The organism is Kosakonia sp. LAM2021, assembly GCF_016620385.1.
GTDB classification, from domain to species: Bacteria; Pseudomonadota; Gammaproteobacteria; order Enterobacterales; family Enterobacteriaceae; genus Kosakonia; species Kosakonia sacchari.
The window spans coordinates 82192-94188 of the sequence record NZ_JAENHT010000011.1; the positions used below are offsets into that span (position 1 = coordinate 82192).

The 11997-nt window shown below is 54.6% G+C and carries 8 protein-coding genes; 7 read left to right on the forward strand and 1 reads right to left on the reverse strand.

Annotated features, from left to right (window positions below):
* Nucleotides 1-55 precede the first annotated feature (55 nt).
* The 7 genes from cmoM to JKP81_RS20130 all read left to right on the forward strand — a co-directional run bounded on the left by cmoM (nt 56) and on the right by JKP81_RS20130 (nt 10696).
* Nucleotides 56-850, forward strand: a complete 795-nt coding sequence (cmoM, locus tag JKP81_RS20100) for a tRNA uridine 5-oxyacetic acid(34) methyltransferase CmoM (RefSeq protein WP_200553111.1) — start codon at nt 56-58, stop codon at nt 848-850.
* Nucleotides 843-2165: a chromosome partition protein MukF gene (mukF, locus tag JKP81_RS20105; RefSeq protein WP_200553112.1), complete on the forward strand. Its 1323-nt coding sequence runs from the start codon at nt 843-845 to the stop codon at nt 2163-2165. The genes cmoM and mukF overlap by 8 nt, the downstream gene beginning before the upstream one ends.
* Nucleotides 2146-2850: a chromosome partition protein MukE gene (gene mukE, locus JKP81_RS20110; RefSeq protein ID WP_017456199.1), complete on the forward strand. Its 705-nt coding sequence runs from the start codon at nt 2146-2148 to the stop codon at nt 2848-2850. The genes mukF and mukE overlap by 20 nt, the downstream gene beginning before the upstream one ends.
* Complete coding sequence (gene mukB / locus JKP81_RS20115; RefSeq protein WP_200553113.1) at nt 2850-7298, forward strand: chromosome partition protein MukB; 4449 nt, start codon at nt 2850-2852, stop codon at nt 7296-7298. Before mukE ends, mukB begins: the two co-directional genes overlap by 1 nt.
* A 184-nt stretch (nt 7299-7482) precedes the next feature.
* The gene (ldtD, locus tag JKP81_RS20120; protein ID WP_200553114.1) at nt 7483-9285 is read left to right on the forward strand and encodes a L,D-transpeptidase; all 1803 of its coding nucleotides are present in this window, start codon (nt 7483-7485) and stop codon (nt 9283-9285) included.
* Between the two features lie 188 nt (nt 9286-9473).
* The gene (locus JKP81_RS20125) at nt 9474-10022 is read left to right on the forward strand and encodes a YcbK family protein (protein ID WP_017456202.1); all 549 of its coding nucleotides are present in this window, start codon (nt 9474-9476) and stop codon (nt 10020-10022) included.
* Between the two features lie 26 nt (nt 10023-10048).
* Nucleotides 10049-10696 carry an MBL fold metallo-hydrolase gene (locus tag JKP81_RS20130; RefSeq protein WP_200553115.1) on the forward strand — a complete coding sequence of 216 codons (648 nt, stop codon included), beginning with the start codon at nt 10049-10051 and terminating at the stop codon, nt 10694-10696.
* A 45-nt stretch (nt 10697-10741) separates the two neighbouring features.
* Here the strand turns inward: JKP81_RS20130 and JKP81_RS20135 are convergent, their stop codons facing one another.
* The gene (locus tag JKP81_RS20135; RefSeq protein ID WP_200553116.1) at nt 10742-11932 is read right to left on the reverse strand and encodes an amino acid aminotransferase; all 1191 of its coding nucleotides are present in this window, start codon (nt 11930-11932) and stop codon (nt 10742-10744) included.
* Nucleotides 11933-11997: the final 65 nt, after the last annotated feature.

The window sequence follows — 11997 nt, forward strand, 5'->3', positions numbered from 1 at the left end:
CATTATCGGCACGGCTGTGACAAAATAGCGGTTTTGCCAGGAGCGTGGAGCACCCATGAAGGATCGCAATTTCGACGATATTGCCGAGAAGTTCTCGCGCAACATCTACGGCACGACGAAAGGTCAGCTGCGTCAGGCGATTCTGTGGCAGGATCTTGATGCCCTGTTGACCCGGATGGGCAACGAGCCATTGCGCGTGCTGGATGCTGGTGGCGGGGAAGGCCAGACGGCGATTCGCATGGCGCAGTTAGGCCATCATGTCACGCTCTGTGATGTGTCGAAAGAGATGATCGCGCGTGCCCAGGCGGCGGCCGAAGAGAAAGGTGTGAGCGGTAACATGCATTTTATACAATGCGCCGTTCAGGACGTTGCTCAGCATTTGGAATCGCCGGTTGATCTGATATTGTTCCATGCTGTGCTGGAGTGGGTCGCAGAACCGGTTCCTGTACTGCAAATATTGTGGTCGGTGCTGCGCCCCGGCGGTGCGTTGTCATTAATGTTTTACAATGCCGATGGCTTGCTGATGCACAATATGGTGGCAGGAAATTTTGACTATGTGAAAGTCGGTATGCCGAAGCGCAAAAAACGTACCCTTTCCCCGGATTTTCCGCGTGCTCCTGCGGATGTTTATGGCTGGCTCGAACAGATTGGCTGGCAGGTAACGGGCAAAACGGGTGTGCGCGTGTTTCACGATTATCTGCGCGAAAAACATCAGCAGCATGACTGCTTTGACGCGCTACTCGAACTGGAAACACGTTATTGCCGCCAGGAACCCTATATTAGCCTTGGCCGCTATATTCACGTGACCGCGCTTAAGCCGCAAATCGATGAAAGGACAAACGATGAGTGAATTTTCCCAGACAGTCCCCGAACTGGTTGCCTGGGCCAGGAAAAATGATTTCTCCATCTCGCTGCCAGTCGACAGGCTCTCTTTTTTGCTGGCCATCGCCACGCTCAATGGCGAGCGTCTGGATGGGGAAATGAGTGAAGGTGAACTGGTAGACGCCTTTCGTCATGTGAGTGATGCGTTTGAGCAAACCAGTGAAACCATTACCCAGCGTGCCAATAACGCCATTAACGACCTGGTGCGCCAGCGTTTGTTAAATCGCTTTACCAGTGAGCTGGTGGAGGGCAATGCCATCTACCGTCTGACGCCGCTGGGCATAGGCATTACTGATTACTACATTCGCCAGCGCGAGTTCTCCACGCTGCGTCTTTCTATGCAGCTTTCCATTGTGGCCAGCGAGTTAAAACGCGCCGCAGACGCAGCACAGGAAGACGGAGACGAATTCCACTGGCATCGCAACGTTTACGCGCCGCTGAAATACTCGGTCGCGGAGATTTTTGACAGCATCGATCTGACTCAACGCCTGATGGATGAACAGCAGCAACAGGTCAAAGATGATATTGCACAACTGCTGAATAAAGACTGGCGTGCGGCCATCTCCAGTTGTGAATTGCTGCTGTCTGAAACTTCCGGGACGTTACGCGAACTGCAGGATACGCTCGATGCAGCCGGGGATAAGTTGCAGACCAACCTGTTGAGCATTCAGGATGCGACTCTTGGCCGCGATGATCTTGAGTTCCTCGATCAACTGGTCTTCAACCTGCAAAGTAAGCTGGATCGTATTGTGAGCTGGGGCCAGCAGGCCATCGATCTGTGGATTGGTTACGATCGCCACGTACACAAATTTATCCGTACCGCTATCGATATGGATAAGAACCGCGTCTTTGCCCAGCGTTTGCGTCAGTCGGTACAATCCTATTTCGATGCGCCGTGGGCGTTAACTTACGCCAGCGCCGACAGGCTGCTGGACATGCGCGATGAAGAGATGGCGCTGCGTGATGAAGAAGTCACAGGTGAGTTGCCGCCGGATCTGGAGTTCGAAGAGTTTAACGAAATCCGCGAGCAACTGGCGGCGCTTATTGAGCAGCAACTGGCAATTTATAAGACCAAAGGTGTGCCGCTGGATCTCGGCCTGGTGGCGCGTGAGTATCTGGCGCAATATCCGCGCGTTCGTCATTTTGACATCGCGCGCATCGTGGTTGATCAGGCGGTACGTCTTGGCGTAGCGCAAGCAGATTTCACCGGACTGCCGCCGAAGTGGCAGCCGATTAATGATTACGGAGCCAAGGTACAGGCGCATGTCATCGACAAATATTGAACAAGTGATGCCGGTTAAACTGGCACAGGCGTTGGCTAATTCTCTGTTTCCGGCACTGGACAGCGCATTGCGCTCAGGGCGACATATCGGCCTCGACGAGCTGGATAATCACGCATTTTTAATGGATTTCCAGGAGTATCTGGAAGAGTTTTATGCGCGCTATAACGTTGAGCTGATCCGCGCACCGGAAGGTTTTTTCTATCTGCGTCCGCGTTCCACCACGCTTATCCCGCGCTCGGTGCTCTCCGAGCTGGATATGATGGTCGGCAAAATTCTTTGCTATCTCTACCTCAGCCCGGAACGTCTGGCGAATGAAGGGATCTTCACCCAACAGGAGCTGTACGACGAGCTGATGTCGCTGGCGGATGAAGCGAAGCTGCTGAAGCTGGTAAATAACCGTTCTACCGGTTCCGATCTTGACCGTCAAAAACTGCAGGAAAAGGTGCGCTCCTCGCTGAACCGCCTGCGCCGTCTCGGCATGATCTGGTTTATGGGTAACGACAGCAGCAAGTTCCGTATCACTGAATCCGTGTTCCGCTTTGGCGCCGATGTGCGCTCGGGCGATGATGCGCGTGAAGCGCAGCTGCGCATGATCCGCGACGGTGAAGCGATGCCTGTCGAAAACCATCTGCAGCTCAATGATGAGCCTGAAGATAATCAGCCGGATAGCTCGGAGGAAGAGTAATGATTGATCGCGGTAAATTTCGTTCGCTGACGCTGATTAACTGGAACGGCTTTTTTGCCCGTACGTTTGACCTGGATGAGCTGGTGACGACGCTCTCCGGGGGCAACGGTGCCGGCAAATCGACCACGATGGCCGCTTTTGTTACGGCATTGATTCCGGATTTGACGCTGCTGCACTTTCGTAACACCACCGAAGCGGGCGCGACCTCGGGTTCGCGTGATAAAGGCCTGCACGGTAAGCTGAAAGCCGGTGTCTGTTATTCGGTGCTGGATGTCATCAACTCGCGCCATCAGCGCGTGCTGGTGGGGGTGCGTTTGCAACAGGTCGCGGGTCGCGATCGTAAAGTGGATATCAAACCGTTCGCTATTCAGGGCTTGCCCACCTCGATGCTGCCGACGCAGCTGCTGACGGAAACGCTGAATGAGCGGCAGGCACGCGTACTTTCACTGCAAGAAGTGAAAGACAAGCTGGATACGATGGAAGGGGTGCAGTTCAAGCAGTTCAACTCCATCACCGATTACCACGCGCTGATGTTTGACTTAGGGATTGTCGCGCGTCGTTTGCGCTCGGCCTCCGATCGCAGCAAGTTCTATCGCCTGATTGAAGCCTCGCTGTACGGCGGGATCTCCAGCGCCATTACGCGTTCGCTGCGCGACTATTTGCTGCCGGAAAACAGCGGCGTGCGCAAAGCATTCCAGGATATGGAAGCGGCACTGCGTGAAAACCGCATGACGCTGGAAGCGATTCGCGTGACTCAGTCGGATCGTGACCTGTTCAAGCATTTGATCAGCGAAGCGACCAACTATGTGGCGGCGGACTATATGCGTCACGCCAACGAACGGCGGGTGCATCTGGACAAAGCGCTCGAGTTTCGTCGCGATCTGTTTACCTCGCGCCAGCAACTGGCGGCAGAGCAGTATAAGCATGTCGATATGGCGCGCGAACTCTCCGAGCATAGCGGTGCGGAAGGGGATCTGGAGGCTGACTATCAGGCTGCCAGCGATCACCTGAATCTGGTGCAAACCGCGCTGCGTCAGCAGGAAAAAATCGAGCGCTACGAAGCGGATCTCGACGAACTGCAAGTTCGCCTTGAAGAGCAGCATGAAGTGGTGGCCGAAGCCGCCGAGCGTCAGGAAGAGAATGAAGCCCGCGCGGAAGCCGCCGAGCTTGAAGTGGATGAGCTGAAAAGCCAGCTTGCCGATTACCAGCAAGCGCTGGATGTCCAGCAAACTCGCGCCATTCAGTACAACCAGGCGTTGCAGGCGTTACAGCGAGCAAGAGAGTTATGCAACCTGCCGGATTTGACGCCGGAAAGCGCCGACGAATGGCTGGAAACTTTCCAGGCGAAAGAGCAGGAAGCGACGGAAAAACTGCTGTCGCTGGATCAGAAATTAAGTGTGGCGCAAACCGCGCACAGCCAGTTCGAGCAGGCATACCAATTAGTGGTGGCGATTAACGGCCCGCTGGCGCGTAACGAAGCCTGGGATGTGGCGCGTGAGCTGCTGCGTGATGGCGTTAACCAGCGCCATCTGGCCGAGCAGGTGCAGCCGCTGCGTATGCGCCTGAATGAGCTGGAACAGCGTCTGCGTGAGCAGCAGGATGCCGAGCGTTTGCTGGCGGAGTTCTGCAAGCGCCAGGGCAAACAGTATGACGCAGAAGATCTTGAAGCGCTGCACCAGGAACTGGAAGCGCAAATCGCCGCACTCTCTGACAACGTTTCCGCCGCTGGTGAGCAGCGCATGGCGATGCGTCAGGAACTGGAACAGTTACAATCTCGTATTCAATCGCTGACCAAACGTGCGCCGGTATGGCTGGCGGCGCAGAGCAATCTGACGCAACTGTGCGAGCAAAGCGGCGAACAGTTCGAGTCGGGGCAGGACGTTACCGAGTATCTGCAGCAACTGCTTGAGCGTGAACGTGAAGCCATCGTTGAGCGCGATGAAGTGGGCGCGCGAAAACGCGCTGTCGATGATGAAATCGAACGCTTAAGCCAGCCGGGCGGTGCCGAAGATGGCCGTCTGAATGCGCTGGCAGAGCGTTTTGGCGGCGTATTGCTGTCGGAGATTTATGACGATGTCAGCATTGAGGACGCGCCATATTACTCCGCGCTATACGGGCCTTCACGTCATGCGATTGTTGTGCCGGATCTATCGCAGGTCGCCGAAATGCTGGAAGGTCTGGAAGAGTGCCCGGAAGATCTCTATCTGATCGAAGGGGATCCGCAATCCTTCGATGACAGCGTGTTTAGTGTTGATGAGCTGGAAAAAGCGGTGGTGGTGAAAATCGCCGATCGCCAGTGGCGTTATTCACGCTTCCCGACGCTGCCGCTGTTTGGTCGCGCGGCGCGTGAAAGCCGTATCGAAAGCCTGCATGCGGAGCGTGAAGCGCTGGCGGAGCGTTTCGCCACGCTCTCTTTTGATGTGCAGAAAACGCAGCGCCTGCATCAGGCATTCAGCCGCTTTATCGGTAGCCACCTGGCGGTGGCATTTGAGGACGATCCGGAAGCGGAAATTCGCACGCTCAGCAGCCGCCGTGGCGAGCTGGAGCGCGCAATCAGCAACCATGAAAATGACAACCAGCAAAACCGCGTGCAGTTCGAACAGGCGAAAGAGGGCGTAGCCCAGCTTAACCGCTTGCTGCCGCGCATTAATCTGCTGGCTGACGATACCCTTGCCGATCGCGTGGATGAAATTCAGGAACGTCTGGATGAAGCGCAGGAAGCGGCGCGGTTTATCCAGCAGTTTGGCAACCAACTGGCGAAACTTGAACCGGTTGTTTCTGTACTGCAAAGCGATCCGGAGCAGTTTGAACAGTTAAAAGCGGATTACGCCACCTCGCAGCAGGTGCAACGTGATGCCCGCCAACAAGCTTTCGCCCTGGCGGAAGTGGTACAGCGCCGTGCGCACTTCAGCTACTCCGATGTCGCTGAAATGTTCAACGGTAATAACGATCTCAACGAAAAACTGCGCCAGCGTCTGGAACAGGCAGAAGCAGAACGCACCAAAGCACGTGAAGCGATGCGCAGCCATGCCGCACAATATAGCCAATACAACCAGGTACTGGCTTCGCTGAAGAGTTCGTTCGATACCAAAAAAGAGTTGCTCAACGATCTGCAAAAAGAGCTGCAGGATATTGGCGTTCGCGCCGACAGCGGAGCAGAAGAGCGGGCGCGTATCCGTCGTGACGAGCTGCATGCACAGCTCTCCGGCAACCGCGCTCGTCGTAACCAGCTGGAAAAAGCCATCACCTTCTGCGAAGCGGAGATGGATAACCTGACGCGTAAATTGCGCCGCCTGGAACGTGACTACCATGAAATGCGTGAACAGGTGGTTACCGCGAAAGCAGGATGGTGCGCGGTGATGCGCATGGTGAAAGACAGCGGTGTTGAACGTCGTCTGCACCGCCGCGAACTGGCCTATCTTTCTGCCGATGAACTACGCTCCATGTCGGATAAGGCGCTCGGTGCTCTGCGTCCGGCGGTTGCGGATAACGAACATTTACGTGATGTGCTGCGTCTTTCCGAAGATCCGAAACGCCCTGAGCGCAAGATCCAGTTCTTTGTCGCGGTGTATCAGCATCTGCGTGAGCGTATTCGCCAGGACATTATTCGTACCGATGATCCGGTTGAAGCCATCGAACAGATGGAAATCGAGCTTAGCCGTCTGACGGAAGAACTGACGTCTCGTGAACAGAAGCTGGCGATCAGCTCGCGCAGTGTGGCGAACATTATTCGCAAAACCATTCAGCGCGAGCAGAACCGTATCCGTATGCTGAACCAGGGGCTGCAAAGCGTCTCCTTTGGTCAGGTGAATAGCGTGCGTCTGAATGTGAATGTGCGGGAAACCCATGCCACCTTGTTGACGGTGCTTTCTGAACAGCACGAGCAGCATCAGGATCTGTTTAACAGCAGCCGACTGACCTTCTCGGAAGCGCTGGCGAAACTGTATCAGCGTCTGAACCCGCAAATCGATATGGGCCAGCGGACGCCGCAAACCATCGGCGAAGAGCTGCTGGACTACCGCAACTATCTTGAGATGGAAGTGGAAGTTAACCGTGGCTCCGACGGCTGGCTGCGCGCGGAATCCGGTGCGCTGTCGACAGGTGAAGCGATTGGTACCGGGATGTCGATTCTGGTGATGGTGGTACAGAGCTGGGAAGACGAAGCGCGTCGACTGCGCGGCAAAGATATCTCTCCATGCCGCTTGCTGTTCCTTGATGAAGCCGCACGTCTGGATGCCCGTTCTATCGCTACGCTGTTTGAGCTGTGCGAACGTCTGGAAATGCAGCTTATTATCGCAGCACCGGAAAATATCAGCCCGGAGAAAGGCACCACCTACAAGCTGGTACGCAAAGTCGTGCAAAATCATGAGCATGTGCACGTTGTCGGTCTGCGCGGTTTTGCCGCCCAGCTTCCGGAAACACTTCCCGGAACGGCGGATGCATCGTAAATCAGCCTCATGTGAAAGGGCGACAGCAATGTCGCCCTTTTTGTTTTCGGAAAGCTATTGCCAGCCCGCGTTTAATCTTTAAACTTCTTTACATTAGGGAAGGCAAATGCTTTTTTGTCTTTATATACTGAGAGAAAGGTGACGAATTCGTCACGAGCAATGTAAGAGAAACAGGGGGCAAGGGATGTTGCTTAAGAAGTCGTATGGTCGTCGAATGTCGGCGCTGAGTTTATGCCTGGCATTCGTATTCGCTCCACTGTTTAGTGTACAGGCCGATGAGCCTGAAATCGTGCCGGTGGATAGCTCGGCGACGCCAGGCGAGCAGCCTACTGTGCTGCCGCAGCCGCAGGAACAGTCGCCTGCGACGGCGATGTTGATCGGCGTTAAATCTTTCCCGTCCGGCGTTTCCGTTGCCGATGTGCGCACACAACTTCAGTCGCAATTACCTGCCAACTGGACGCCGGTCTACATGGATCAGCTCGCCGCGTTGTATGCCGCGCGCGGGCAAAAACCGATGTGGGATAACCGCGACGCGGTACAGGCGTTTCAGCAGCAACTCGCTGAAGTGGCGATTGCAGGGTTTCAGCCGCAATTCACTACCTGGGTTGAATTGTTAACCGATCCCGCAGTTTCTGGCATGGCGCGTGATGTCGTGTTGTCTGACGCGATGCTGGGTTATTTACACTTTGTTTCGGGGATTCAGTCAAAGGGGCAGCGCTGGCTTTACAGCGACAAACCTTATGCACTCGCAACGCCTGCCATTTCGGTCATTAACCAGTGGCAACTGGCGCTGGACAATGGATCTCTGCCTGGTTTTATCGATCATCTGGCACCGCATCACCCGCAGTATGCTGTTATGCACCAGTCACTATTGGCGCTGGTGGGTGATTCGCGCCCGTGGCCGCAAATCACCAGCACGGTAACGTTGCGTCCGGGGCAGTGGAGCAATGATATTCCGGCGCTGCGAGAGATCCTGCAGCGCACCGGTATGCTGGATGGCGGACCAAATATCGCCTTACCAGGTGATAACGTCGCTGTGAGCCCTTCAGCTCAGCACGTGAAAAAAGCGCAACAGACGCGTGCGGCATATGACCGACAGCTGGTGGAAGCGGTCAAACGCTTCCAGGCATGGCAAGGGTTGCATGCGGATGGCGTGATTGGCCAGGGGACGCGCGACTGGCTGAATGTGAGCCCTTCACAGCGCGCCGGGTTGCTGGCGCTGAATATCCAGCGCTTGCGTTTACTGCCGGGTACACTTTCGACCGGCATCATGGTCAACATTCCTGAATATTCGCTGGTTTATTACCTCAACGGTAGCCAGGTGCTGGCGTCACGGGTGATCGTGGGCCGCCCGGATCGCAAAACGCCGATGATGAGCAGCGCGCTGAACAATGTGGTGGTTAACCCGCCGTGGAACGTGCCGCCAACGCTAGCGCGTAAGGATATTCTACCGAAGGTATGGAACGATCCAACTTACCTGGAGCGCCACGGTTACACCGTATTACGAGGATGGAACAGCAAGGAAGCGATTGACCCGTACATGGTTGACTGGGCGACCATAACGCCCGCGAACTTACCGTTCCGTTTCCAGCAGGCTCCCGGTGCGCAGAATTCGCTGGGACGCTATAAGTTCAATATGCCGAGCTCAGACGCTATCTATCTGCATGACACGCCGAACCATAATCTATTCCAGAAAGAGGCGCGGGCATTGAGCTCGGGCTGCGTGCGCGTCAACAAAGCCTCTGAGCTTGCTAATATGCTTTTGCAGGATGCAGGATGGAACGACACGCGGATTTCGGATGCGCTAAAACAGGGAGATACGCGTTATGTCAATATTCGTCATGATATCCCGGTCAATCTCTATTACCTGACTGCCTTTGTCGGTGCTGACGGGCGGACGCAGTATCGTACAGATATTTACAATTATGATCTGACGGCGCGATCGGGTGCACAAATCTTATCGAAAGCTGAACAATTAATCAGATAAATGAAGCAGTTTTAGTCAGCGTGTTGTCGTAATAACTGGTAGAAAATGGGCTCTGGAGGCTACAGAGCCCGTATTTACTGGGATGAGGCAGCCTTGACGTGGCGTTTGTAGCCCGGTAAGGTGCCTCTCGTGCGCTATAAGAGTGCATAAATTTTGTTCAACATTGCTTATCTGTAGAATTTATTATCATGGATAAATTTGACGCTAATCGCCGCAAACTGCTGGCGTTGGGTGGGGTCGCACTCGGTGCTGCCATCTTACCAACACCGGCTTTTGCCACCCTTTCCACGCCACGACCGCGTATTTTGACGCTGAGTAATCTTAATACCGGTGAATCTATTAAAGCTGAGTTCTTCGATGGCAGGGGCTATATTCAGGATGAATTAGCAAAACTTAATCATTTTTTCCGTGATTACCGCGCGAATAAAATTAAAACCATCGACCCTCGCTTGTTCGACCATCTTTTTCGTTTGCAAGGGCTGCTGGGAACACGCAAGCCTGTGCAACTGATCTCCGGTTACCGTTCTGTTGATACCAACAATGAACTGCGCGCGCACAGCCGCGGTGTGGCGAAACAGAGCTATCACACCAAAGGTCAGGCTATGGATTTCCATATTGAAGGGATTTCGCTGAGTAATATTCGCAAAGCCGCGTTATCTCTGCGCGCAGGTGGTGTAGGATACTACCCCAGCAGCAACTTTGTGCATATTGATACCGGGCCGGTAAGGCACTGGTAAAACTCAGGCTGAGCTACAGGAGCAGTATGAACTATCGTATTATTCCGGTTACCGCGTTCTCCCAGAATTGTTCGCTTATCTGGTGTGAGCAGACCCAACTTGCCGCCGTGGTCGATCCCGGTGGTGACGCCGAACGGATTATTCAGGAAGTGGACGCCTCTGGCGTGACACTCACGCAGATCCTGCTTACGCATGGTCACCTTGATCATGTTGGCGCGGCAGCCGAACTGGCACAGCATTATGGTGTGCCGGTTATCGGCCCGGAAAAAGAAGACGAGTTCTGGCTGCAAGGCCTGCCGGCACAAAGCCGGATGTTTGGCCTGGATGAATGCCAGCCGCTGACGCCCGATCGTTGGTTAAACGAAGGCGACAGCGTAACGGTGGGGAAAATAACGCTGCAGGTATTGCACTGTCCGGGTCATACGCCGGGCCATATTGTGTTTTTCGATGCACAATCCCGCTTGCTGATTTCCGGCGACGTGATTTTTAAAGGCGGCGTGGGGCGCAGCGATTTCCCGAAAGGCAACCATGGGCAATTGATTGATTCCATCAAGCGCAAATTGTTGCCACTGGGCGATGATATTACTTTCCTTCCCGGACATGGCCCGATGTCTACGCTGGGAAATGAGCGGTTGCACAATCCGTTCCTGCAAGATGAATTACCGGTCTGGTAAATAAAAAAGGGTCGCTTCGGCGACCCTTTTTGATACTGCCGTAACTTACAGTACGGCAACGATAGCTTCGCACAGCGGTGACATATTATCCGGCGTCATCCCTGCGACGTTAATGCGTCCTGAAGCAACCGCATAGATACCAAACTCTTCACGCAAGCGCAGCACCTGCTCTTTGGTCAGGCCGCTGAACGAGAACATACCGTTCTGTTTGGTGATAAAGCTGAAATCGCGGTTAGCCCCTTTCTCCTGCAACGTGTTAACAAACAGCAGGCGCATACGCTGAATGCGCTGGCGCATGTCCGTTAACTCTTGCTCCCAAATGGCACGCAGAGCCTCGTTACTGAGAATGGTTGCAACCACGGAAGCGCCGTGCGCTGGCGGGTTAGAGTAGTTGGCACGAATAACGGCTTTCATCTGGCTGAATGCGCGATCGGCGCTTTCCGCGTCCGCGCTCACCAATGTGCAGGCACCGACGCGCTCATTGTACAGGCCAAAGTTTTTCGAGAACGAACTGGCAACCAGCAGCTCTTTATGCAGCGCGGCAAACGCGCGCAATCCTTCAGCATCTTCTTCGAGACCGCGGGCAAAGCCCTGATAAGCGAAGTCGAACAGCGGCAGCCAGCCTTTTTCAACGGACAGTTTCGCCAGTGTTTCCCACTGTTCCAGCGTTGGATCGATACCTGTCGGGTTATGGCAGCAGCCGTGGAACAGCACCACGTCGCCAGCCTGGGCGTTATTCAGGCTTGCCAGCAAACCATCGAAGTCCAGCGCATGGTTTTGCGCGTCGTAGTAAGCGTACTCACACACTTCCAGACCGGCTGAATTAAACACGCCTTTGTGGTTCGGCCAACTCGGGTTGCTCACCCAGACACGTTTTGCAGAGGTGTTTTTGACAAGAAAATCCGCCGCCACACGCAGACCACCCGTACCCCCAGGCGTTTGCGCGGTGCGCGCACGTTTGTCATTGATAATCGCGCTGCCTTTGCCGAACAGCAGTTCCTGAGTGCAACGGCCAAATTCAGGAATACCGTCAATACCGAGGTAGTTCTTGGTGGTTTCATTTTCCAGCAGATAAAGCTCGGCTTTTTTAACGCTGGTCAGCACCGGGGTCTTGCCGGTTTCATCTTTATAGACACCGATACCTAAGTTGATTTTATTAGGGCGTTCATCGGCGCGAAACAGATCGGCCAGACCCAGAATGGGGTCGGCAGGGGCGGCGGTTATATTCTCAAACATGACGAGGTTCCATTTTGATGACAGAAGGGAGATCCGCTATCAGGTTAACGGCTGACACAGGAATT